The sequence below is a fragment of the Pseudoxanthomonas winnipegensis genome, assembly GCF_030322905.1.
GTDB classification, from domain to species: Bacteria; Pseudomonadota; Gammaproteobacteria; order Xanthomonadales; family Xanthomonadaceae; genus Pseudoxanthomonas_A; species Pseudoxanthomonas_A winnipegensis.
Genome location: NZ_CP095475.1, coordinates 1,348,590 through 1,372,525, shown reverse-complemented (window position 1 = coordinate 1,372,525; position 23,936 = coordinate 1,348,590). Strand labels below are relative to the sequence as shown.

Below are 23,936 nucleotides of genomic sequence, written 5' to 3'. Positions count from 1 at the left end.
GCATCACTGGTAGCTTGGGAGCACACCCGAGAAGTCCACGTCCTTGGCGACGTAGACATTCAGGACCGTGCCCTGGTTGATGGTAATCGTCGGCGACCGCGCCATCTGCTGGCTGATCATCTGTTCGGACAAGCGCTGCATGGCCTGCGCGGTTTCGCTCTCGTACGGCTCTATGTAGGTTGTGCCGTTCTCGGTGATCGTGGTCCGCTGCGGGCCATGCTTCTGGCCTTCGTATTTGAAGGCATCGGCGATCAGGCTGATCATCAGCGCCGAGGTGATCTTGCTGGCCCAGTGGTTATTCAGATCGCCCGGATGCCCGGCGCCGCCGAGGTTGTCCACACCGGGGCTCGACATCATCACGTCGATCCCGGTGGGCGTGGTGATGCGATCCCACACGACGGCCACGCGATTGGTGCGTCCGCCGCCGCCCGAGTAGGTGCCGCTGACCTTCGAGCCCTTCGGCAGCAGCAGACTCTTGCCGTTCACCGAATAGACCGGCTCGGTCACGATGCAGCTGGTGAAGCCCGACACGTCGGTCACGATATGCGTCTCCAGCACGCAGCGGATGTAGGTGCCGCGCAGCAGCAGGGTGTCGGGCTTCTGCAGGTAGCTCGCCGCGGACACATCGCCAAGCTGGGCCTGGATGGGGGGCTGCGTCCCGGGCTCGCCGTTCCGGGGCGTCGGCGCGGTGCCGAGGCCATCGGGACCGCCCATCGGCGCGCCGCCAGCGTTACCGCCCACGCTTGCGCCGCTGTCGGCGATCCGGCGCTCCACCAGCGAAGGACCCGCCGGGCGCTGCTCGCGCCGGGCACCGGCCAGGTTCTCGCGGCCGAACTCCTGCGGCTCTTCCAACGGCAGCGGGGCCACCGGCGTCGCCGGCTCCGCGCTTGCCGCTGGCAGCGCGGGCTCGACCTGCGGTGCGTCGGGCACGAGCGGCCGCTCGACACGCGCCTGCCGGGTGGGCTCGGGCTTGTCCTGACCGGAATTGAACATCTTCAGGAACATCGCCGCCATCACCAGGATCAGCAGCAGCGTCGCGCCCATGAACAGCAGCGCACGCCGATTGAGGCGCTGGCCTTCCTCGGAACGCAGGCTCGGCGCGGCGCTATCGAGATCCTCGACCTCTGGCTGCCTGCTCGAGGAAAAATACGGATTGCCCCGGTCCTCCGGCGGCTCTCCTGCGCCGGGAGGATCGCGATGCTCGGGCGGAATGTTGTTCTGGCTCATTTCTGCTGATTCCTCCGCAGCCCAACGACGTTCAGTCCATGACGGATCACCAGGTAGGGATAGGTGCCATGGACGACGATCGTGTTCTTGTCGACGGTGGTATTCACCACGAAATCCTCGCCGTGCTCCTCCTGCCGGCCATAGACGCTGGGAAAGTTTCCGCTGGGAAAGCTCACACCATCATTCATCTTGACGTAGGTGAAGCGTCCATCGTCGTAGACCGTCGTGGGAATCAGCCACTGCGCCTTGCTGCGGGTCGCGTAGGAATAGTCGTAGTAGTAGCGCCGGGACTTGTCGATCCCCAGATCGATCTGCGCCGGGGGCTCGCTCGGTGCCGTCGTCTCGGCCACCGGCGTGGTCGCGAACTGCGTGTCCGGCGAGTAGACGAAGCTGATCTTGTACTGCACGCCGGCGGCGCGCGCCTGGTCGAGCGCCTTCCAGTCCGTGGCGACGACCTTGAGCTCGAAGATGTAGGAGTGGGTGGCCGTGCGCACCATCATGTTGGTGTCCACGTCCGTGTTCTTCGGTTTGAGGTAAAACACGTTCTCGCGGCGCGACAGCTCCCAGCCGCTGCTGAAGCCGGTGCTGTAATCGAGGATCTTTTCGTTGGGGCTCAGCTCGATCTGGGTCGTGATGCCCAGCCCGGTCCTGACCTGGTAGATCGCGTCCGGCTTGTACTCGTAGCGATCGATGACCTGCGCCCCGACGGACGCCGACGCACACAGGCCCGACAGCAGCAGGAAGAAGACCGGCAGCGCGCCGGCGCGACGTGGCGCACTCATTGCGAGGTAGCTCCGTTCTGCTCAGTGGTGGAAGGTTGTGCCGGTGCCGGCTGACCATTGGCCGGCGTCGACTCGACGGGAGGATAGGCAACCTGGCCAGGGGCCGCCGCTGCAGCACCGGCGGCTGGCACCGGCGTTTCGGCGACCGGAAGGCTGGCGGCGTCGCTGTCGACGCGATAGCTGGTGACCTGGAACCCCAGCGGGTTGATCACGCGATCCTGATCCTCGAACTTGAGGTTCTTGTTGTAGCTGTAATCGATCGTGGCCAGCTTGTTGTCCAGCGGCTGGGTCTGGCCGGTCTTCTTGTCATACCTGAAGCGCTGGAACCGCACCGTCGCCCCGCGGAACCCCTGCCCGTCCGGCGTACGGACCAGCACCGTGCTGAGAATCTTGACGCGGATGCTGGCGAAGCGACCGTAGGTCTCGATCAGATTGACCGGATTGCTTCGGCTGTAGAGCGCGCGGTACTCGTTGGCCACGGGCGTGGAGGACATCACGTTCACCTGCCGCCAGCCGCCCAGCGGTGTGAAAGTCTGGTCCGAATCGTAGGACTCACGGGCCAGCACATAGCGTTCGACATTGGCGCGGTTGATCGCCTCGTTGGAGGTGATGGTCTTGTCCATCACGTCCGGCACCAGGCGGCTGGCCTGCACATTGCCGGTGTAGGGATCGGCCATCACGATGAACGGCGTGCGCTCCTTCAGCGGCAGCAGCATGAAGTAGCCGCCGGCCAGCACCAGCGACAGGACGATGGCACCCGTGGCGACCTGCCAGGCGCGCTTTTCGCTGCGCTTGGCCATGTCGGCGATGGTGAGCTCGTAGTTCACCGCCTTCTGGATGGCTGCCTTCACCTTGGGCGTTTCTTCTTTCTTTCGGGAAATCATGCAGGAACGCTGCGCCTGTCGGGGATAGAGGATGCCGGCGCCGAATGGGACACCGACGCTGGAAACGTCATGGCTTGGAAGGCGGCGCGGCCGCCGGTGCGGTCGTCGCGGCGGGCGCGGCGGAAGCCGACGTCACCGTGATCCTGTTGCCTACGACGGACACCGCGATCCCGCGTGGACCGTATGCACTGGTCAGCTGCGCGGCCGCGTCGCGGATATCGGTGGTGTCGATCTGCGAGACCGGACCATACAGGGTGAAATCCGAGCCGAAGCGATAGTCCAGCTGCATGCCGCTGTCCTTGGCCCAGCGGGTGAGCATGGTCTTCAGGGTGCCGTCCATCGGCGAGGCCTGGAAGATGTAGGTACTCGATAGCGGGATCTCGATCGGCGTCTCGGAGTAGTTGTTAATCGGACGCCACTTGCCGCCGAAGTCCGGCGCCGGCGTTGTGCCGCATCCGACGAGCAACGCGCTCGACACGACCAGCATCGAAGAAAGTTTGACGATGTTCCGCTGCAACACGGCAACTCCTGTAAAGGGCAATCCGGACAAGGCGCACAAGAAACGACGCGCCATCCGCACTCTGGAATGACGATCGATCGTTTCTAGTATCTGAAGATGACAACGCGTCGCACCTGATCGATACGATCAACGAGACGCCATTGTTCGACTGGCCTGTCGATGCGACTGTGCGCACAACCTGCGCGATGCGCTCTTAGCGCTGAAGAATCTCCTGACATCCCTTGTCCGCCCCCTTGTTCGACAACCGCCGCGGCAAGCAACACCGCGGCCACCACCACCTGGAAGGACTCCGCTCCAGGTGCCCCGTGCAGTAAAGCTAACGTGCACCTGACGGGTGCGTCAAGGATTCAGCACAGCTTCATCTGTCCTTCACAAGCCATAACGGAACGCGATGCGCGCATCAAACTGTGATGCGCTCCACATCCACTTTGTCCATCACGCGCGCAGTGAAGTAGCGCTCCTTGTAGTACTTGATCTTCTCGCACTTGACCGGATGCGCGATGCCTTCGTACAGGAAGACCTCCTGATCGAATCCCATCGCCTTGAGTTCCTGCGGCAGCATCAGCGCGCGCCGCTCCTCCGAAATGCTGCGCGTCACTTCGCGCCCGCGGGTGATGTTGCGCCGCTTGAAGGTGGTGTAGCCCAGCATCTCCGAGTAGTCGTTGGCGTCCTGCTGCTCGCGCGGCGCGTAGATGATCTGCAACGCATGGTTGGTAATGATAGTGCGCGAGACGTCCTTGCCATAGGTCGCATCCAGCTGCGCCATCGACTGGATGATCGGCAACAGGCGGATGTTGTAACCGGCCATGTACGACACGGCCGAGGCGATGATGTCGACCTTGCCTATCGCTGTGAACTCATCCATCAACAGCAGGCACTGGTACTTGAGCTCGGGGTTGTTCTGCGGCAACTCGCGGGTGTTGAGATTGATGATCTGGCTGAAGAACAGATTCACGATCAGTCGGCTTTCGGCCAGCTTGTTGGGCTGGATGCCGACATAGATGCTCATCTTCTTCTTTCGCAGGTCGGTGAGCAGGAAGTCGTCGCCGGACGTGGCCGCATCCAGCACCGGATTGATCCAGGCATTCAACGGCTCCTTCAGCGTGCCCATGATCGAGGCGAAGGTCTCATCTGCCTGCGACAGCAGGTTGGAGAATGCCGAGCGCGCGTTGTCGCTGAGGAACTTGCGCGAGGCCAGGCCGCGCAGATAGGCCTTCAGATCCGTGCCGTCGCCCGAGGACAGGCGATAGATGCGCCCCAGCGTCGGCGGGCCGGAGGAGAACGGGAAGCCCGTGGCGACTTCGTCGTCATGATTCTCGAACAGGAACAGCGCGAAGGCCATGAAGGCGTTGCGGGCCTGGCTGACCCAGAACTTCTGCTCGTCCGCGCCATCGGGATACAGCATGGCCGCGATGCTCATCAGATCGGACACGCGGAAGGCCGGGTCGCGCGAGACGTAGGTCAGCGGATTCCAGCGATGGGTGCGGCGGTCTTCAGCGAAGGGGTTGAAAAGATAGACCTCGTGTCCCTGCGACCTGCGCCAGCCGCTGGTCAGCTCGAAGTTCTCCTGTTTGATGTCCAGCACCACGACCGACTCGGCGTAATCGAGCAGGTTGGGAATCACGATGCCCACGCCCTTGCCCGAACGCGTGGGCGCGGCCAGGATCACGAACTGCTGCCCCGGCAGGCGCACCAGCTTGCCGCCGAACTTGCCGACGATGATGCCGGTGTTCGAAGGCTGCAGCATCTTGTGCTTGTTCAGGTCGCCGGCATTGGCGAAGCGCGCATCGCCATGCAGCGACTGCCGCTTTCCCTTGAACAGCAGCGCCAGGATCAGGACATAGACGATCAGCACCGCGCCGAAACCGATCCAGCCGGCCGCCTTGATCTTGCCGGCGTAAGGCCGATAGCGCGCATCACCCAGCGCCTGGATGTACTCGACATACGTGTTCCAGTGCAGCGGCGCATGCACCTTGAGCAGCGCCATCGTCACATAGCCGGACAGGTACAGCCCCGCCGCCACGGCCAGCACCGTCAACAAGACGGCCAACCCAAGTTTCCCCTTGCTCAAGCGCACTCCTCCTTGAAGCCGCGCCCGCGCGCGGCGCGAATCATCAACGGATCAACCGGGCCGTCTTGGGCCGCACCGACTTGCGCCGGCGCGGACGCGCATCGTCGGCGCGGATCGGCTGCTCGTCCTCGATGAGCTGCTCCATGTACAGGCGCGCCTGCTCCAGCGAAGTCTCCTCGCGCAACTTGGCGCCCGAGTCGGTCACCACCGCGTAACCGATCACCTCGTCCGGCGCATAGGCCGGGTCCGCATCGCGCGTGATGGCGACGACCTGATAGCCGTGCTTCTGCAGGAGGGTGTGGCGGTATTCCATCCCTGGCGCTCCTCGAAGGTCCGAGAGCGCGATCCTAAGCGATCCCGGCGTGACGAGGCCACCTTCGCCCCCAGCCCCCAGGTCGCGGCAGGCTGCGCCTCGCCCGGCAGGCGCCCCAGGATCAGCAAGCATCTTCTGGCAACCTGGCGCCAGACATGAAAAAACCGGGCGCTGCCCGGTCCGTTTCATCTTCACCAGCCTGCCCCTGGCAGGAGGTGGTGGGCGGTACAGGGTTCGAACCTGTGACCCCTACCATGTCAAGGTAGTGCTCTACCGCTGAGCTAACCGCCCGTTGCGACATCGTGTCGCCGCGCCCTCGGTGCGAGGGGCGCGCATCATAACATCACCTGCGCGCGGCGTGAACATCCCTGCGCGGCTTTTTCTCTGCCCCTGCCCCTGCCCCTGCCGGCCAGCCGCCCGCCTCACACGGTCAGGCTGACGGACTTGAGCTTCTGGATCTCGTCGCGCAGGCGGGCGGCGTCCTCGAACTCCAGATCCCGCGCGTGCTGGTACATGCGCGTCTCCAGCGTCTTCAGACGCGCCGAGATCTGCTGCGGGCTGAGCGCGCCGTAGTCCTCGGTCGGCTCGGCGACCTTGCGGCCCTTGCCACGCTTGGGCGCATCCTCGTTGGCTGCCTCGCGCGCGCCCTCCAGGATGTCCACGATCGGCCGCGCCACCGACTTGGGCACGATGCCATGCTCGGCGTTGTACTCCTCCTGCTTGGCGCGGCGGCGGTCGGTCTCGTCGATGGCGGCCTTCATCGAGGGCGTGATCCGGTCGGCGTACAGGATCGCCTTGCCGCGCAGGTTGCGCGCGGCGCGACCGATGGTCTGGATCAGCGAACCGGTGGAGCGCAGGAAGCCCTCCTTGTCCGCGTCCAGGATCGCCACCAGCGACACCTCGGGCATGTCCAGGCCCTCACGCAGCAGGTTGATGCCGACCAGCACGTCGAACTTGCCCAAGCGCAGGTCGCGGATGATCTCGACGCGCTCGACCGTGTCCACGTCCGAGTGCAGGTAGCGCACCTTGATGCCGTGCTCGCCCAGGTACTCGGTCAGGTTCTCGGCCATGCGCTTGGTCAGCGTCGTCACCAGCACGCGGTCGCCCATCGCGATGCGATCGTTGATCTGCGAGAGCAGGTCGTCGACCTGCGTGCCGACCGGGCGGATTTCCACTTCCGGATCGGTCAACCCGGTCGGACGCACCACCAGTTCGGTGATCTCACCGTCGGATTCGCGCAGCTCGTAAGGCCCGGGCGTTGCCGAGACATAGATGCTGCGCGGCGAACGCGCCTCCCACTCCTCGAAGCGCAACGGGCGGTTGTCCAGCGCCGAAGGCAACCGGAAGCCGAACTCCACCAGCGTCTCCTTGCGCGAACGGTCGCCCTTGTACATCGCCCCGATCTGGGGAATGGTCACGTGCGACTCGTCGATGACCAGCAGCGCATCGGCCGGCAGGTAGTCGAACAGGGTCGGCGGCGGCTCGCCCGGCGCCTTGCCGGTGAGATGGCGCGAGTAGTTCTCGATGCCGCTGCAGAAGCCCACCTCGGCCATCATTTCCAGGTCGAACTGGGTGCGCTGCGCCAGGCGCTGCGCCTCGACCAGCTTGTTCTGCTGGTACAGCTGCTCCAGCCGCTCCTTCAGCTCGATCTTGATCGTGTCGACCGCGCTGAGCGTGCGCTCGCGCGTGGTGGCGTAGTGGGTCTTCGGGTAGACGGTGTAACGCGGCACCTTGCGGATGGTCTCGCCGGTGAGCGGGTCGAACAACGTCAGCCCCTCGATCTCGCCGTCGAAGAGCTCGATGCGCAGCGCCTCGACGTCGTTCTCCGCCGGATGCACGTCGATCACCTCGCCACGCACGCGGAAGGCGCCGCGCTGCAGCTCGTATTCGTTGCGTGTGTACTGCAGATCGGTCAGGTGACGGATCAGCTGGCGCTGGTCGATGTGCTCGCCGCGCGAGAGGATCAGGCGCAGCGACAGATAGTCCTCGGGTGCACCCAGGCCGTAGATCGCCGAGACCGTGGCCACCACCAGCGCATCGCGCCGCGACAGCAGCGTCTTGGTCGCGGCCAGGCGCATCTGCTCGATGTGCTCGTTGATCGAGCTGTCCTTCTCGATGAAGGTGTCCGAGGACGGCACATAGGCCTCGGGCTGGTAGTAGTCGTAGTAGCTGACGAAGTACTCCACCGCGTTGTGCGGAAAGAACGACTTGAACTCGCCGTACAGCTGGGCCGCCAGCGTCTTGTTGGGCGCCATCACCAGCGTGGGCTTCTGGATGCGCTCGATCACGTTGGCGATCGTGTAGGTCTTGCCCGAGCCGGTCACGCCCAGCAGCGTCTGCTTGGCCAGGCCCGCCTCGAAGTTCTCGGTCAGCCGGTCGATCGCCTGTGGCTGGTCGCCGGAAGGCGAATAAGGGGAAACGAGCTGGAAGCGGTCTTCGCTCATGGTCACGCCTTCGAAGTCGAAAAAAAGTATAGCGCCGGGGTTGGTGAGCTCCGGATGCAGACATTTCCTACCGATCGGTGCGCCCAGCGCCGATGTCGGCGGCCGGCCGCAGGAGCGAGGCTGACCCTCCCCTCCCAACTCGGACAAGGAATGCCCGATGAACATCCGCCCGTCCCGCAAGGACCGACGACACGCCCGCGGCTTCACCCTGGTCGAATCGCTCGTGGTCCTGGCTGTGGCCAGCATCGGCCTGGCCATCGGCGTGCCGTCCTACAACGCCTTGCTGCGCCACCAGCGCGAAGCGGCCACGACCAACCTGCTCAGCTCCTTCCTGGCGTCCGCACGCAGCACCGCGATCAGCTACCGCATCCCGACGGTGGTCTGCCCGTCGCTGGACAAGAAGGAATGTCGGGACGACAGCGACTGGACACAAGGCTGGATCATGTTCTTCGACGCCGACGGCAACCGCCGCCCGGACCTCAGCGAGGACCTGCTGCGCGTGGAATCGGCCCCGCGCGACCCCGATCTGCGGATCCTCTCCACCGGGGGCCGCCCCAAGGTCACCTTCCTGGCCAACGGCAGTGCCGCCGGCACCAACCTGACCATCCGGCTGTGCCGTGGCGACACGTCCAACGCGGCGGTGATCGTCAACCAGAGCGGTCGCACGCGCGTGGAGAAGCCGCGAACATCGAAGGGATGCGAAAGCTGAACAGGGCGAGCGCCGCCATGTCCCCCATCAAAGCGGCTCGTCAATGATCGTGGGCGGACCGACACGCGTGAGGCCGAGCCCATGCCTCGGAGCGGCGGCTGCGCAGGTGGGCCCAGCGGACGGAAGCGCAAAAAGCCACGGGCCTGCATCGCTGCAGGCCCGTGGCTTGAATCTTGGCGCCCGAAGTTGGACTCGAACCAACGACCCCCTGATTAACAGTCAAGTGCTCTAACCGGCTGAGCTATTCGGGCGGGGAGCGCATTCTAGCGGCCGAGGTCCGTCTCATGCAACCGGTTCCGCCGGCTGACAGGCAGGCCAAAGCACTGCCTCCGTCGACGGTTCTCGCTACCAGCAGCTGGCTAGCGTCCCGGCCGTGTTTCCCTTGACGCCGGCCTGATTGATGCTCAGGTTTCCGCACTTGTCCGAGCTCTGCGGCCCCTTGGCGGTCGCAGTGATTACGAAGGTGGACTGCGCCTGATTGGAGAGCGCCAAGGTGTAGTACGCCGTTCCCCCTTCGCGCGGGGATTGCGTCGTCGGCAGCGTGAAGTTTACGTATGTGTTGTTGACCGTATGGAAGCGCTCAGCAAGCTGCGCATACTCCAGAAGATCGGCTTTGGCCTGGGCGCGACGCGCCTTGCGCACGTATTCCTGGTAGGACGGATACGCAATCGAAGCGAGGATCGCAACGACTGCAACGACGATCATCAATTCGATCAAGGTAAAGCCAGACGCAAGTCTGTTGCCACGACTACTCATCGGATCTGTCTCCAAGACTGACGCCCACAGGGCCTGGGCACATACAGGGGATCAGCACCAGCAACCTGGACGACCATCGAGCAGCGCGCACCCAGCGCACTGTCTTCTTCGGCGGCCGTCGGCGTCGCGCTGGACAACGGGGCCACACGTGCCGTGGACATCACGGCCACATCCTTCACCGGCGAAGAACCACTGGTCGTCAGTGTCAAGGCGCCGGTGCCCGTGCCAGGGGTCGAGCCGGTTGGCGTCCCGACGCGGACGACCGACAGGCCGGCGCCACCTGATAGACCATTCAACCCGTACAGTCGATTGATGCCCTCGCCGGCGCAGGAGCCGTTGCTCTCAGGCGAATACGTGGGGAAGTACACCAGGCCGCTGTCGACGCGCGGGTAACCGACGAAACGTTCGCCCGACGCAGCGACCACCCCACCGCTGCTGACACCCAGATCCAGGTACCAGCCTCGCTTGCCCGCAGGCACTACGTTCGATGTGACGGTCCGCGTCTTTCCGTCGGTCTCTGAGGTAATGGTCTGCTGCTGCAGATCGGAGCGCCCACCGATACTCGATCCCGAATCGAGGATGCCGTAGAGCGTCTGGATCTGCTTATCGCTCTTGTCGTCCTCGAAGGAAAAACTGCCTGTTCCGAAATACAGCATCACGCCGCCGCCCGCTCCGGAGGCGGCATCGAAGCCACCCATGATCGGCTGACGCGCGCCGCTGGGATCCTTCGCCACAAACAGCGGCACGGTCTGAGTCGAGTTGTTGCGAAGGTCGAATTTCCACACCGCGCCATTCTGGTCGCCTGCGTAAACCGTGTCGGCGTAGCCATCGCGCCCAGCGGTCGAGCTCGTTCCCACATAGCGATCCAGGACCACCACGTTCCCGAGCCCGTTGGCGACGGCATCGCGTCCAGCCTCCTTCGCCATGATCGTCGTGACCGCGCCCGTCTCCATGTCCACCACGAACAGCACTGCACGATTGCTCACGCTGTTGTAACCGTTACCGAAAATGGCTTTCCATCTGACCGTGCCATCGTTGGCCTTGACCGGTACCACTACGGGCTTGCCCAGAACATAGCCGATGTTGTTCTTGATGTTTCCAGTGCTGACGCTGTCGTTGATCTCCCAGAGCACATTGGCCGCGCCAAAGCTGGAGGGGTCGGTCACGTTGAGCGCGAACACACCGCGCCCGCCGGCGCCCAGCGCACCGACCGCCACCGTCTTCCAGGTCGATCCCCAGTAGGCATCGGACACCACTGACGGTCCGTCGACGAAGAAAGTGTGACGGAAGGCCTGGTTGTTCTTGTCGTCGGCGTTGTACGGGAACAACAGATTGCCCATGTGCCCAACCGAGGCCGAGGGCGCATAGGCGAACAGTTCGGCGCCCGTCTTGCCGTCGAAACCATGGTAAAAGCCGTCATTCGCTCCGACATACACCATCGGACGATCGAGGGTCTTCTTGTTTGCGACATACGCTTTATAGCTGGTCGCAAAGGGATAGGTAGAGCCGCCATTGCTCTGGATATCGCGCAGGGAATTGGCGTATCCATAGTCGTCGGTGGCCGCGCTGATGACAGGCGTCGAATTGACCAGATCACCGAGTCGGGTACTTCGCGTACGCAGGGGCGTCTTCTCATCTTTCTCGAGTGACTGGTCGCCACGCAGATAGTCCACTGCCTGATCCAGGGTCACCTGCAGCTTGCTACCCGGCCCTACAATGCCATTGCCCGAACCATTGGCCGAGCAACGGGTCAAGGCATCGGAACAAAGTGCCGACGCGTCACCGATATTCGCGCTGGTGAACGCCGACACCGCCGGCTTCACCGCACCCGCCGTTTTGCCGAAGAGGATATTGCGCGATGCCGCAGCGGGGATCTTGCCCGCATCGGTGGCTTCCCAAAGTTTGGAGTAGGAGATCGCACCAGTCAGGATGTCGCTAGAAACTGACTGTGCCGTCAGCGTGCTATACCAGTCGGTACTGTTGTTGGTGGAGGTATAGGCAGGAACCACCGTCAACGAGCCGGCGCCGATGCGCGCGCCGGTCAGCCCGATGCTTCCCGATGGCGTGGTACCGGCGCCCACCGATGCCAGGATGCGGCGCATGGCTTCCGCGATTTCCGCGGGCGACTGGGCGTTGATGAACTCGCCGCGCGTATTGAGCGCGGCATGCCAGATGTCATCGACATTCGCCGGCTGCAGGTTCATGGAGCTCGTGGCGTACCAGGTGGGAGGATTCTTGTAAGGATCCGCTGTCGCCGCTGCATCGACCCCATACACTCTGCCCACCGCACCAAGCGTAATACCGTAGAAATTGACATGCTGGTTCTTGTTGCAGTCGAGCTTCAGATCCGGGTTGGCGCCACTGCATGCGTCCGGCACCGGCACCTGACCAGCGACCAGATCAGGTCGGATATTGTTCTCATAAGACCAGCTCGCGAAATCGGCGATGGTATCTGTCGAGGGGCTTCCCTTAAGCGGAACAGGCAACGAACCGTCGACGTCGCCCACCGCGATGCTCCCGCCGCCCGTGTAACTGTCATTGGTGTATCCGTCCGTGAAGAGCATGGAGGCGTTCTTCTGGCAAGACAGCTGGACCGGCGCTCCAATGTCCTTTCGACGAAACTGGTCGCCCATGAAGCGGACTGCCTGACGCAGCGGCGTGGCGGAATTACCAGTCAAAGCACGCATGTTCGAATACAGTGTCTGGCGATCGCCAGCGACGTTCAGATCGAACATCGTCACCGCATTGCGCTTGTTGATCGTGAAATAGCCCACGCGCATGTCTTTTACTTCCGAGATGGACTGCGTCATCGCGGAGATGGTGGCGCGGTTACGATTGCCGTGATAAGTCCACCAGTTGGCGAAATTCTGAACCGCCGTTGCGCCCCCCGTTTTGAAGTTGCCCTCAAGATATTCGTACTTATAAAGATTGCTTCCCTTCGGACCGGCGCCGGTGATCAGGACACGCTTGCTCAGGTCAAATCCCGGCGGCGGCGTCGCGTTCTCACTCAGATAGACGACCGCGGGGTAATAGCGCAGCTTGATATTGCAGTTCGACGCGAGCGTCAGATTCGAAGAAAGCGTGATCCACTTATTGGTCGGCGCACCGACGCCTGGCGTAGGCGTATTGCTACAACTGTCACTGTTGAGATAGGTCGTTCCTTCAAAAAGAATCATGCCAGCGGTATAGGCAATGGCGCCCGAGTCCAGCGTCTTGGTGAAGTCGAACGTGGTGCCGGAGTTGGATCTGACATCCTCCTTCGCCGCAGTAGGACTCGAATTGGCCTCATAGCTTCCGTCGGATGTCTGCCAGGGCAGATAAGTGACCGCTGGATTGAAGTAAGCGCGGTTGTATTCCGGATCGCGCGCGGCGCCGTACTGGTCAGCCCTGGGCACGCCGCTGCTCACGGCCTTGTTGTAACAAGTGCCCGAGCCCAACGGCGTTCCGTCAGAAGCGAAGAAGCTCTTCGTGTTGTTGTTCCAGCATCCGGAGCCGGACGACGTCGCAAACAACAGTTCATCACTGATCATCGAGCCTGAATCATCGACGCCCATGATGAAAGCGGGCTTGATGTTTGTCTCAATGTTGAGCGGCGACTGAGAGAGCGTGCCCGCGCCCTGCGCCGCGAAGACCGAGTAGGCGACGTATCCGGCGCCTCCGGCCAAGGCAAGAAGGAGACTGGAGGAGAGCAGTAGGCGACGGTGCTTCATGTCGAGCCTCAAGGGCGGAAAATGGTGTCGACGGCCGCGTCGGCCGATGGCGCGGTATCCACATCGGTGGCGTAGGCGCTGATTTGATAGACGGGATTGGGATCTTCGCTTTCAGGCCGCCCCCCCATCGCCAAGCTGGTGTTGCCGGAGATGCAGCGCCCGATGGATCGCACCTTGGTGCTGTCCGCGGACGAGTTGTTCATCGAGCGCTGATACGCCCAGCTCGTGGCGTCGAAGCCGGTATCGCAGACCAGATCCACCGTTACAGCGTCACAGGTGGTGGATGCCCGGTTGACTTGAGCCTCGACATAGCACTCCGCCTGACGGGCCCTGGCTTCGGCATTTTGAAAGGCTATGTTGCTGTTTCGATAGTTCGCCGACATCTTTTCCTGCAGCCCGGTGACCTGCATGCCGACCACGCCAAGTAGCGCCATCAGAATCAGCATGATCAGCGCGACGTACAGCACCGCGCCTTGCTGGGATGAAGAGGAAGGGAGGGAACCGGATCGCATCGGTTTGGCCTTTAGTTTCCGAAAAGCCGGTTGCGCAGGGCGATGACCGACTCGTAAGAGGAGCGATAACGTCCATCGTTCGGTGCATTGAACGTCGTCCCCAGCGCAGTGAGCGAGCCCTGCGTGCGCTGCGCGGAGGCGGCGACATCCGCGCTGCTGGCAATGACGCCGACCCGCACCTGCTCAACGCGACGCCACGCGTTCTCGTTGGTAACCGCCGCGCCCAAGGTATCGGCCGTAGCGATGATGCCGATATTGCCGGTCAGCGAACTGACGTCGGTTGACTGGTCCTGGCCGTAGATCAGCTGGAGGCTATCGATGCCTTCCACCAGTTCCTCGGTCGTAGTCACCACGGCGGTGCCGTTGACATTGGTAGCAAAGCGGGTTCTGTAGAGCGAGGAGACGGGCGAGCCAGTCCTTGTGCTCACGTAGTAGACCATCGACTCGGCCCTGTACAACGTGGCCTGGCCGGAGGGCGTGGCAGTGTAGTGGCCAACAAAATCAGGGATGCCGGTCCGAACGCCGCCCGAGTCGGTGGTAGTCACGGTGCCGGCGCCCGAGTTCGTCGCGCTAGCCTGGAAAACATCCGCATAGGAGCAATCGCTCACCCCGAACAAGGCTGGATTGCCTACGCCATCGAGGGTCAACGCACCCCAGTTTGCCGGCAGCACGGTCAGTTGGGTCGGGCCAACAACGGTGATGGGCGCGCCGCTGCCGTAGAAGAACCGCAGCACGATGATGTCGCTACCGGGCTTGGGATTAAGTCCTGATAGATAAGCTGGCAACCCGGGCTGCCATCCTGCCGATGGTGAAGCCAGATTCACAGACGCACCGGGAGCGGTCCCGTTGGCCTCGTAGCCCTGCAATGAAATGGCGAAATTGAGAGGATTGTCGCCGGCGGTCACGTGAGAAGTGAGAAGACCCGGCGTCTGCAGACGCGCCTGATCGTTGACGCAGCCATAGTGACCCACCATGCGCACATCGCGCTGAAGAAAGTCCATCGCGAAGCGGCCGTTCTCTTGCACGCGAGCCATGCCTTGAGACAGCTGATAGGCGTTGCGCGAAGCCGAGAACACCTGGATGACACCCAGCATCAGGATCGAGCCGATCAGTAGCGCAATCATCAGTTCGATGAGCGATAACCCAAGGGCATGCTTTCGCGTAGAAGCGTTCACAGGCGACTGCTCATTGTGACGGTGCCGGTTTTGAATTTCCCGTCGGCACGGTCTGGATTCTTTTCCCAGCGCTGATCGTTCCAGTTGAGGGACACCGTCGCCACCCCATTGGCATACGTCACCACAGCCGAAGATCCCTCTCCCAACGTCGCGCGCGCTCGGCACTGCCAGAGCGCGATGCTGTCGGAGACGCTGACCGCATCGCCAGATTTCGGATAATCGCAGGTAGTGCCGGTTGCAGTTGATGCATAGCTTGCAGCCGCGTACTGCGCGACAAGCAGCCGATTGGAACGCATCTGGTCGAGCAGCTCGTAGACCAGATTCGTGGCCTGCGTGCGCTGATTCGAGCTCTCGCTGAAACGCACGCTCATGGTCTGCATCATGGCCAACCCCAGCAGGCCGAACCCCAGGATCAGAATGGCGATCATCACTTCCAGCAGGGTGAAGCCGCCGGCGCGATGTCCGTTGACTGGCTTGGCGTGGTTCATGGGCAATTGACCTGCTCGCGCGTGACCTGGCCACTGGGATTGACCGTGAGCACATTCCTCAGCCGTTGTCCGGACGGGCAAGGATCGGAAGAGATCGTCAATACGGTGCCGCCCGTGAGCGCCGTGTTCGAGGAATCGCGGCCGGTCGCCCGGCCCCGGGCATCGAAATTGATCTGATTGGCCTCGCCACCGGTGACCGTGATGCCCGAAGGCTTGCTGGAGTAGCTCACGATCGGCTCGGTGCCGTCGAGGTTGCCATTGCGATCCAGGTCCTGCCAGACCAGCCATCCATCGGACCAGTCGCCGCTGCAGGACGTGGCGTTGGCGCTGGGGCACAGGCCCGCAGCGCGTGACTTGATGGCCTCGGTACGGGCCAGCGCGATCGCGGCCAACACTTGATTGCTCGCGGTCGCCACCCGCGTCGAACGGATCGTGTTCTGGAAGCTCGGAAACGCGATCGCCGCCAGGATCGCCATCACGGCGACCGTCACCATCAGCTCCAGCAGCGTGAAGCCCCTCGTTTGCGAGCGTCGGCCCATTCCCGGTCCCATCCCCTTTTCGGCAGATGAAGGTTACGGAAGCCGCCGCCGCCCGCCCAGCGTGGCACGATGGGCGGTCGGTTCAGGGAGACGAACGATGCGGACGGTGTCCTAGGGCACGTGCGCGCACGGCCCAAGGTCCGACAGGTGCGCAATCCTCAGGTCACGACCCGATAGCAGGGCTTGTAGTCGCCGGCGATCTTCATGCGGCGCTGGGCGACGAAGGCCTGCAGCAGGTCATCCAGCGCGGCCATGATCTGCGGGTCGCCGTGGATCTCGAAGGGCCCGAATTCCTCGATCCGCCGCATGCCGTCCTCCTTGACGTTGCCGGCGACGATGCCCGAGAAGGCGCGACGCAGGTCGGCGGCGATGGCGTGCGGCGCGCGCCCATGGTGCAGGTCCAGCTGGGCCATGGCCTCATGGGTGGGCGCGAACGGCTGCTGGAAAGCCAGCGGGATATCGATCGACCAGTTGAAGTAATACGCATCGCGCGCCTCCTTGCGGTGCTCGCGCACCTTGGCGATGCCGGCCTTCATCGCCTGCGCCACGGCGACCGGGTCGCCGATGATGATCTGGTAGCGCGAAGCGGCGGCCTCGCCCAGCGTCAGCCGGATGAAGGTGTCGATCTGCTCGAAGTAAGGCGCGGCCACCACCGGACCGGTCAGCACCAGCGGGAACGGCAGATGCGCATTCTCTTCGCGCAGCAGGATGCCGAGCAGATACAGGATCTCCTCGGCGGTGCCTACGCCGCCGGGGAAGACGATGATGCCGTGGCCGATGCGGACGAAGGCCTCGAGGCGCTTCTCGATGTCCGGCATGATCACCAGGTGATTGACGATCGGGTTGGGCGACTCGGCGGCGATGATCCCCGGCTCGGTCACGCCGATGTAGCGCACCTGCTTCTGGCGCTGCTTGGCGTGGGCGATGGTGGCCCCCTTCATCGGGCCCTTCATCGCACCCGGGCCGCAGCCGGTGCAGATGTCCATGCCGCGCAGGCCCAGCTCGTAGCCCACTTCCTTGGTGTAGAGGTATTCCTCGCGCGAGATCGAGTGGCCGCCCCAGCACACCACCAGGTTGGGCTCCTGCGGCTTGATGATGCGCGCGTTGCGCAGCTGCCCGAACACCGCATCGGTGATGCCGGCCGAGGTCTCCAGGGCGCTCGCGTATTCCTCGCCCAATTCGATGGCCATGTAGGCCAGGTCGCGCACCACCGCGAACAGCAGCTCGGCCACGCCGCGGATGATCTCGCCATCGACGAAGGCCATCGCCGGCGCGTTGAGCAGCTCGATACGGACACCGCGGTCGCGCTGCAGCACCTGGATGTCGAAGTCGGGATAGAGATCGCGCGCGGCGCGCGGGTCGTCGGAGGCGCTGCCGCTGGTCAGTACCGCCAGCGCGCAGCGGCGCAGCAGCTCGTGCATGCCGCCGGCCGAGGCGTCGCGCAGGCGCGCCACTTCGGTGCGCGACAGGATATCCAGCCCGCCGCGCGGGTAGATGCGGGTGCTCACGACCGGCAGCGCCCGGGTTTCCACTTCACTCATTGCATGTTCCTGCTTGTTCGTCTGTCTTGTCCCGGGACTGTAGCGCAGCCGGCCGATGGCGCATATGTCATGGCCGCGCACAGGAAAACGGCCGGGTTGCCCCGGCCGCTTTCCGTTACGTATCGCTTCGAATTCGATGGATCAGAACTCGTAGCGCAGGCCCACCTGCAGCGACCACTGGGACACACCGACATTGAAGCCGTCGGCGTCGGAGTTGGCAACGGTCGGCGAGCTGGCACCGGTGAAGTTGTACACGTACTTGCCGTCCCGACTGATCCCCACCAGCGAGGCGACCGAGGCATCGGCGTAGAAGCCGTAGTCGTAGATGTTGCCCCACTTCTTGTTCAGCAGATTGCCCACGTTCTGGATGTCCACCCAGACCTCGGCCTTGTTGCCCTTGAAGAAGCCCGGGATCTGCTGGCTCAGACGCAGATCAAAGGTATTGATGAAGCCGGTACGGAACGCATTGGCCGGGGCGTAGCTGCCCTTGTACGCCGCCAGTTCCGGCTTCGTGGCGAGCCAGTCGTAGAACCGCTTCTCCATCGCCGAATCCACCGCGACCGTACCGTTGGCGTTGAACTTGCCGAAGTACACGTCACCGGTGCCCTTGGGCACGTAGAACAGGTCGTTATAGGTCCGGCTGTCGCCGTTGGCGTCACCGACGAAGACGTAGCTGTACGGACGTCCGCTGCGGCCTTCGTAGACCAGACCCACGCTGGTGTCGTAGTCACCGAAGAACTTGTGCTTCCAGTTCAGCGATCCGGAAATGCGATCCTTGATCTCGTAACGCGAGGTCTGCGAGATGTCCTCGCCGGAATTGAAGCTGTACTGGTAGGTGTAGCCGGAGCTGGCGGTCGAGCTGGTCAGCGGACCGACCTCGGTCGCATGGGTGTAGGTGTAGCCCAAGGTCCAGGACCAGTCGCTGCCCGGGCTCCACGGCTTGGTCAGCGAAGCGGTGAACTGCTGGCTCTTGCCCTTGCTGGTGTTGTCGATCAGGTACACATCGCCGAAACGGGTGTCGCGGCCGTACTGGTTGTCGGACGTCGCATAGGCGGCGCCGCGCTTGGTCGGGTTCCAGTACAGCGAGCGGCCATCGGGGCCGGTGAAGCCCGGACCCAGGTTGAGGCGGCGGTAGTAGAGCGCGTTCTTGACGTCGGTCATGATCAGCTCGGCCGACGCGACCACGCCGTACCACGGCAGCTCGTGGTCGAACGCCAGGTTGGCCTTCCAGATCGACGGCAGCTCGAAGTCCTTCTGCGTGAAGTTGACGCTCATCTGGCAGCCGGTCCGCGAGCTCGGATACGGGTTACAGCTGCCCGAGCCCGGCTGGTTGTTGCCATCGGGGGAGAAGCGCAGCGTCGGATCGTAGGCGGTCGCCTGCAGCTGCGCGTAGTTGTAGCCGTTGTTGGCGTAGCTGTTGCCGATCCACACCTGGGGCGCGTCGCCCTGGAACAGGCCCACGCCACCGCGCACCTGCATCGGGCGCTCGGAATTGAAGGTGTAGTTGAAACCGAAGCGCGGCTGCACCAGGAAGTCACCGCTGAACACCTGGCTGTTGTCATAGCCGAACACCTGATCGGCCAGCGCGTTGTAACGCGGCTCCGGGCTGACGTCCGGCCGATCGCCGCGCACGCCCAGCGTCAGGGTCAGGTTGGGGCTGACGTACCAGGTGTCCTGGATGAACAGGCCCAGGTTGCTGTTCTTGTAGTCGGCGGCGAACGAGCCCGGCGAATACTCGGTGCGATGGTTGTAGGTGGCCCAGCGGCCGTTCTGGAAGTTGGTCAGCGCATGGTTGCCGTTGGCATCCGCGGCGCCGGCCCAGAAGGTGTACACGCCCCAGGCCTGCGCGCTGTACAGGTTGTAGATGTCGTTGGTGGCGTAGTCCGCGCCGAACTTCAGGTCGTGGTCGCCCAGCGTCCAGGTGCCCGATCCGGTGTAGTTCCAGGTCTTGGTGCGCAGGTAGTTGCCCTGCGAGTTGACCTCGGTGCCGAAATACAGCGAGTCGCCGCTGACCCGGGTGCCGTTGGTGGTGGAGGTGGCATCGCCGAAGAAGATCTGAATGCTCGGCAGGTTGCTCGGCACCACGCGCTCGGCGGTGTAGTCGCGGTAGGAGGCCTTGAACTCGGTGGAGAAGTTGTCGCTCCAGTCGCTGAACAGCTGGCCGGTGTAGCTCTCCACGGTCTTGTTGTGCTGGTACCAGTAGGTGCTCAGCGACACGCCGGTGCTGCTGATGCCGTTGATGCGCAGCTTGCTCTGGTCCAGCTTGCTGTAGCGGAAGCTGGCGCGATGCGCGTCGCTGATGTTCCAGTCCAGCTTCAGTGCGTACTCTTCCAGATCGGTGTTGCCGTTGCTGGCCAGCTGGCCCGCGTCGAACCCGTAGACGTTCTGCGCGATGCTCTGCGCCAGCGCCACGTCGGCGTTGGTGATGACGTGGCCGGCCTTGCCCAGCGCGCTGCCGGACAGGTCGCCGCCGGGCGCGTCCTGCTGGAACTTCTCGTAGTTGGCGAAGAAGAACAGCTTGTCCTTGACGATCGGGCCGCCGAAGGTCGCGCCGTAGGTCTTCTCCTTGGTGAAGCCGTTGAACTTGGTGCCGTCCGGGTTGTCGCCGAACCAGTCGCCATCGCGCATGTAGCCGTAGACCGAACCATGGAACTCGTTGGTACCGGACTTGGTCACCGCATTGACGGTCGCACCGGCGGCCGCGGCGATGCTGACGTCGTAGTTGGACAGGTTGACGTCGATGGCCTCGATGGCCTCCATCGACACCGGCTGGCGCCGGGTGGTCATGTTGTTGCCTTCCAGGCCGAAGGTGTCGCTGGCCGAGACGCCGTCGATGTTGATCGAGTTGTAGCGCGGATTCTGGCCGCCGGCCGAGATCGTGCCCGAGGCGCGGTCGACGAAGGCCACGCGCGGATCCAGGCGCATGTAGTCCTGGATGTTGCCGTTGATCGAGGGCAGCGCCTGGATGGTCTGCTGGTTGACGCTGGTGCCCGAGCCCATCTTGGTGGCGCTGAACACGTCCGAGCCGCCGCTGTAGCCGATGGCCTGCACCGAACCCAGGTTGGTCACGTCGCCGGTCAGGGCCGCGTCGACGGTGTTGATCTTGTTGAGATCCAGGTAGACGCCGTCTTCGGTCTTGGTGCCTTCGCCGGGCTTGGTGATGGTGATGGTGTACGGGCCACCCACGCGCAGGCCGCGCGCGGTGTAGCGACCGGCGGCATCGGTGGTGGCGTGGCTGACCGTTCCGGATTCCACGTGGGTGATGGTCACCTCGGCGCCGGCGACCGGCGCACCGCCGGAACCGACGACCTGGCCGCCGACGCCGGCGGACGTGGTCTGCGCCATGGCCGGCGCAGCGGCCAGCGCGGCCAGGAGGCCAAGGGCAAGTTTGGAAGTCCGGATACGATGATGTGTCATTGCGCTGCCTCGAAGTTTTGTGGCGGTCAGAAGAAAAATCGTGCCGGCCGGCCATGCTGTGTGGCATGGCTCTCATGGACTTGCTTAGGATGTGGCCCCTGGAACACGCGGCAGGCACGGCAGCCGCGCGTTAACGACAGGTTAACACGGTAAAGGCGTGATGTGACCGGATCGTGACGACTTTTGCGCGCTGCGGCATCAGCGCGAGAGAAAGGGAATAATTCCCTTGCATTCAACGACTTGAATGATTTTTCTGCAGCTGCGCGCGCCAGTCGTCGTCACTGAAATGACATCTTCTGGCGGTTGAGCGCCTCCGCCCAACTCGGGGTGGAGCAGGAAGGACGGTCATGCGCCGGCGTCCAGTCAGACGCCCAGACCTCAGCCGCCGCGCAGAGCACCCAGATACGTGCCGATCCCGTCCAGCAGCATCTGCACGGAGATGGCCACCAGCAGCATGCCCATCAGCCGCTCGATCGCGGTCAGCGCACGCATGCCCAGCCACTTGTAGACCAGCGTGGCCGAGAACAGGATCACCGCCGTCGCCAGCCAGGCCAGCCCCAGGGCCAGGCTCCAGCCGAGCAGGCGCTCGGGCTCGTTGCTGCCCATCAGCATCACCGCGGCCATGCCGGAGGGGCCGGCCACCAGCGGGATGGCCAGCGGCACGATGAAGGGCTCGCCGCCGGGGATCTCGCCCATCAGGCCTTCGGGCCGCGGGAAGATCATGCGGATGCCGATCAGGAACAGCACGATGCCGCCGGCGATCTGCACCGACTCCTGGCGCAGATGCATGAGTTCCAGGAAGTACTTGCCGCCCCACAGGAACCCCATCAGCACGACCAGCGCGATCAGCAGCTCGCGGATCAGCACGATGCGCTGGCGCTGCGGCGGCAGCGGCCGCAGCACCGACAGGAACACCGGGATATTGCCCAGCGGGTCGAGGATCAGGAACAGCAGCAGCGCTGCGGACAGGATGGTCATGCCAGGGGATTCCAGACCAGGCCGCGCCGCTCGGCGCCGTCTGGAGAAAGCAGGGTCACGCAGTGTGCGGCGTACTGGTCGGCATCGGCCAGCGCCGGGTCGGTATCCTCGGCGTAGGCGCGGGCGCGAAGCATGGTGCGCATCGGCCCGGGCTGCAGCGCGCTGACCCGCACCGGGGTGCTGGCCAGCTCGGCGTGCAGCATCTGCACCAGCGCGGCCAGCCCGTGCTGGGCCACGCCGTAGCCGCCCCAGTAGGCGTGGCCGACGCGGCGCGGATTGTCCAGGGTGAACACCAGCGCGCTGTCCGCCGCACGACGCAGCAGCGGCAGGCAGGCCTGGCTCAGCCACCACGCCGCGGTGAGGTTGACATGGATGGCGCGCGCGAAGGCAGCCGGGTCGGTGTGCTCCAGCGGGGTCAGGCCGCGGAACTCGGCCGCGCAGTGCAGCACCCCGTCGAGGCGGCCGAGGTTGCCCTCGATGCGCTGGGCCAGTTCGGCGTAGTCGTCCGGTGCGGCGCCTTCCAGGTCCAGCGGATAGAGCAGCGGCTCGGGGCCGAGCTGGGCGCAGGCGTCATAGATGCGGGCGAGCTTGGCCGGCCGGCGGCCCAGCAGCACCAGGGTGGCACCGGCCTGCGCGCAGGCGCGGGCACTGGCCTCGCCCAGGCCGCCGTGCGCCCCGCTGATCAGCACCACACGCCCGGCCAGGGACTGCACGGGGCGCACGGGCACCTGCAGCAGACTCACCGCGGCATGGCCTCGGCGACGATGCGTTCCAGTTCGCCGGACTCGTGCAGTTCCAGCGTGATGTCGCAGCCGCCGATCAGCTCGCCATGGATGAACAACTGCGGGAACGTCGGCCAGTTGGAAAAGCGCGGCAGGTTGGCGCGGATCTCGGGCTCTTCCAGCACGTTGATCGCGCGCAGGTCCACCGCGCCGGCCGACAGCAGGGCCTGGACCGCGCGGCTGGAGAAGCCGCACATCGGGTACTCCGGGGTGCCCTTCATGAAGAGCACCATGGGGTGGCGGTCCAGCTCCGCCTGGATACGTTCCAGCACCGGCATGTTGCGTTCTCCTGCGTTGCCGCACGCCCTTGACGGCATGCGCACCCTCGTCGAGTAAACTGCGCGGCGCTTTCCATCGCCGCTGGTCGGACGCAATTGTAAGCCCTGCGCCCCCGCCCCCGGCATCTGCCAGACACGCCAAGCCAAGAGGAACCGCCATGGCCATCGAGCTCCCCGCCCTGCCCTACGACCGCACCGCACTGGAACCGCACATCTCCGGCGAGACCATCGATTTCCACTACGGCAAGCATCACAAGGCCTATGTGGACAACCTCAACAAGCTGATCGATGGCACCGAGTTCGCCGACCAGCCGCTGGAGAGCATCATCAAGAAGTCCCAGGGCGGCGTGTTCAACAACGCCGCGCAGGTGTGGAACCACACCTTCTACTGGAACTGCCTGTCGCCCAACGGCGGCGGCGCGCCGAGCGGCAAGCTGGCCGAGCTGATCAACGCGGCCTTCGGCGACTTCGAGAAGTTCAAGGAAGAGTTCACCAAGACCGCCATCGGCACCTTCGGCTCGGGCTGGGGCTGGCTGGTGCAGAAGAAGGACGGCAGCGTCGGCCTGGTGAGTACCTCCAACGCCGCCACGCCGCTGACCGGCGAGGACACCCCGCTGCTGACCATCGATGTGTGGGAGCACGCCTACTACATCGACTATCGCAACGCGCGTCCGAAGTACGTCGAGTCGTTCTGGTCGCTGGTCAACTGGGACTTCGTGGCCAAGAACCTGGCCTGATCCTTCGCTGGCTGTACGAAAAAGGCCGGGGATTCCCCGGCCTTTTTCATGGGCGCGTCCAGCGGCGGCCAGG

20 protein-coding genes and 2 tRNA genes are annotated in these 23,936 nt (G+C 64.0%); 2 read left to right on the top strand and 20 right to left on the bottom strand.

The annotated features are described in order from the left end of the window. Positions 1-3: 3 nt before the first annotated feature. The 8 genes from MWN52_RS06020 to uvrB all read right to left on the bottom strand — a co-directional run bounded on the left by MWN52_RS06020 (position 4) and on the right by uvrB (position 8,241). On the bottom strand, positions 4-1,227 hold the full coding sequence (locus tag MWN52_RS06020) for a TraB/TrbI/VirB10 family type IV secretion system protein (protein WP_286577048.1): 1,224 nt from the start codon (positions 1,225-1,227) through the stop codon (positions 4-6). Further along, positions 1,224-2,009, bottom strand: coding sequence for a TrbG/VirB9 family P-type conjugative transfer protein (locus tag MWN52_RS06015; RefSeq protein ID WP_130533783.1), 786 nt, complete (start codon positions 2,007-2,009; stop codon positions 1,224-1,226). The genes MWN52_RS06020 and MWN52_RS06015 overlap by 4 nt, the downstream gene beginning before the upstream one ends. Further along, on the bottom strand, positions 2,006-2,860 hold the full coding sequence (locus tag MWN52_RS06010) for a VirB8 family type IV secretion system protein (RefSeq protein WP_286577044.1): 855 nt from the start codon (positions 2,858-2,860) through the stop codon (positions 2,006-2,008). Before MWN52_RS06010 ends, MWN52_RS06015 begins: the two co-directional genes overlap by 4 nt. Positions 2,861-2,960: 100 nt before the next feature. Beyond that, on the bottom strand, positions 2,961-3,410 hold the full coding sequence (locus tag MWN52_RS06005; protein WP_425531355.1) for a hypothetical protein: 450 nt from the start codon (positions 3,408-3,410) through the stop codon (positions 2,961-2,963). Positions 3,411-3,813: 403 nt separating this feature from the next. Then, positions 3,814-5,484: a type IV secretory system conjugative DNA transfer family protein gene (locus tag MWN52_RS06000; RefSeq protein ID WP_286577042.1), complete on the bottom strand. Its 1,671-nt coding sequence runs from the start codon at positions 5,482-5,484 to the stop codon at positions 3,814-3,816. 43 nt (positions 5,485-5,527) lie between these two features. After that, on the bottom strand, positions 5,528-5,797 hold the full coding sequence (locus tag MWN52_RS05995) for a hypothetical protein (RefSeq protein ID WP_234852596.1): 270 nt from the start codon (positions 5,795-5,797) through the stop codon (positions 5,528-5,530). A 216-nt stretch (positions 5,798-6,013) separates the two neighbouring features. Further along, a tRNA-Val gene (locus tag MWN52_RS05990) sits at positions 6,014-6,088 on the bottom strand. 131 nt (positions 6,089-6,219) lie between these two features. Continuing rightward, a complete protein-coding gene (gene uvrB / locus MWN52_RS05985; RefSeq protein ID WP_286577039.1) occupies positions 6,220-8,241 on the bottom strand; it encodes an excinuclease ABC subunit UvrB in 2,022 nt (673 codons plus the stop codon). A 157-nt stretch (positions 8,242-8,398) separates the two neighbouring features. Between uvrB and MWN52_RS05980 the strand changes: the two genes are divergently transcribed. After that, on the top strand, positions 8,399-8,950 hold the full coding sequence (locus MWN52_RS05980; protein ID WP_286577037.1) for a GspH/FimT family pseudopilin: 552 nt from the start codon (positions 8,399-8,401) through the stop codon (positions 8,948-8,950). Between the two features lie 174 nt (positions 8,951-9,124). Here the strand turns inward: MWN52_RS05980 and MWN52_RS05975 are convergent. The 12 genes from MWN52_RS05975 to grxD all read right to left on the bottom strand — a co-directional run bounded on the left by MWN52_RS05975 (position 9,125) and on the right by grxD (position 23,126). Beyond that, positions 9,125-9,201, bottom strand: a tRNA-Asn gene (locus MWN52_RS05975). 94 nt (positions 9,202-9,295) lie between these two features. Then, positions 9,296-9,706 carry a type IV pilin protein gene (locus MWN52_RS05970; RefSeq protein WP_286577036.1) on the bottom strand — a complete coding sequence of 137 codons (411 nt, stop codon included), beginning with the start codon at positions 9,704-9,706 and terminating at the stop codon, positions 9,296-9,298. Further along, positions 9,703-13,416: a pilus assembly protein gene (locus tag MWN52_RS05965; protein ID WP_286577035.1), complete on the bottom strand. Its 3,714-nt coding sequence runs from the start codon at positions 13,414-13,416 to the stop codon at positions 9,703-9,705. Before MWN52_RS05965 ends, MWN52_RS05970 begins: the two co-directional genes overlap by 4 nt. An 8-nt stretch (positions 13,417-13,424) precedes the next feature. Then, a complete protein-coding gene (locus MWN52_RS05960; protein ID WP_286577034.1) occupies positions 13,425-13,928 on the bottom strand; it encodes a pilus assembly PilX family protein in 504 nt (167 codons plus the stop codon). Positions 13,929-13,939: 11 nt separating this feature from the next. Further along, the gene (locus MWN52_RS05955) at positions 13,940-15,103 is read right to left on the bottom strand and encodes a PilW family protein (protein WP_286577033.1); all 1,164 of its coding nucleotides are present in this window, start codon (positions 15,101-15,103) and stop codon (positions 13,940-13,942) included. Continuing rightward, a complete protein-coding gene (gene pilV / locus MWN52_RS05950; RefSeq protein WP_286577032.1) occupies positions 15,100-15,591 on the bottom strand; it encodes a type IV pilus modification protein PilV in 492 nt (163 codons plus the stop codon). The genes MWN52_RS05955 and pilV overlap by 4 nt, the downstream gene beginning before the upstream one ends. Beyond that, positions 15,588-16,130 carry a GspH/FimT family pseudopilin gene (locus tag MWN52_RS05945; protein WP_286577031.1) on the bottom strand — a complete coding sequence of 181 codons (543 nt, stop codon included), beginning with the start codon at positions 16,128-16,130 and terminating at the stop codon, positions 15,588-15,590. Before MWN52_RS05945 ends, pilV begins: the two co-directional genes overlap by 4 nt. A gap of 158 nt (positions 16,131-16,288) precedes the next feature. Next, positions 16,289-17,671 carry a nucleotide 5'-monophosphate nucleosidase PpnN gene (ppnN, locus tag MWN52_RS05940; RefSeq protein WP_130529070.1) on the bottom strand — a complete coding sequence of 461 codons (1,383 nt, stop codon included), beginning with the start codon at positions 17,669-17,671 and terminating at the stop codon, positions 16,289-16,291. Between the two features lie 141 nt (positions 17,672-17,812). Then, on the bottom strand, positions 17,813-21,088 hold the full coding sequence (locus MWN52_RS05935; RefSeq protein ID WP_130529069.1) for a TonB-dependent receptor: 3,276 nt from the start codon (positions 21,086-21,088) through the stop codon (positions 17,813-17,815). Between the two features lie 378 nt (positions 21,089-21,466). Next, positions 21,467-22,066, bottom strand: coding sequence for a MarC family protein (locus tag MWN52_RS05930; RefSeq protein ID WP_130519900.1), 600 nt, complete (start codon positions 22,064-22,066; stop codon positions 21,467-21,469). Continuing rightward, positions 22,063-22,809, bottom strand: coding sequence for an SDR family NAD(P)-dependent oxidoreductase (locus MWN52_RS05925; protein ID WP_130533714.1), 747 nt, complete (start codon positions 22,807-22,809; stop codon positions 22,063-22,065). The genes MWN52_RS05930 and MWN52_RS05925 overlap by 4 nt, the downstream gene beginning before the upstream one ends. Further along, a complete protein-coding gene (gene grxD, locus MWN52_RS05920) occupies positions 22,806-23,126 on the bottom strand; it encodes a Grx4 family monothiol glutaredoxin (RefSeq protein WP_130519896.1) in 321 nt (106 codons plus the stop codon). The genes MWN52_RS05925 and grxD overlap by 4 nt, the downstream gene beginning before the upstream one ends. A gap of 158 nt (positions 23,127-23,284) precedes the next feature. Here grxD and MWN52_RS05915 point away from each other — a divergent pair, with 158 nt between their 5' ends. Continuing rightward, positions 23,285-23,863, top strand: a complete 579-nt coding sequence (locus MWN52_RS05915; RefSeq protein WP_286577029.1) for a superoxide dismutase — start codon at positions 23,285-23,287, stop codon at positions 23,861-23,863. The last annotated feature ends 73 nt before the right edge of the window (positions 23,864-23,936 follow it).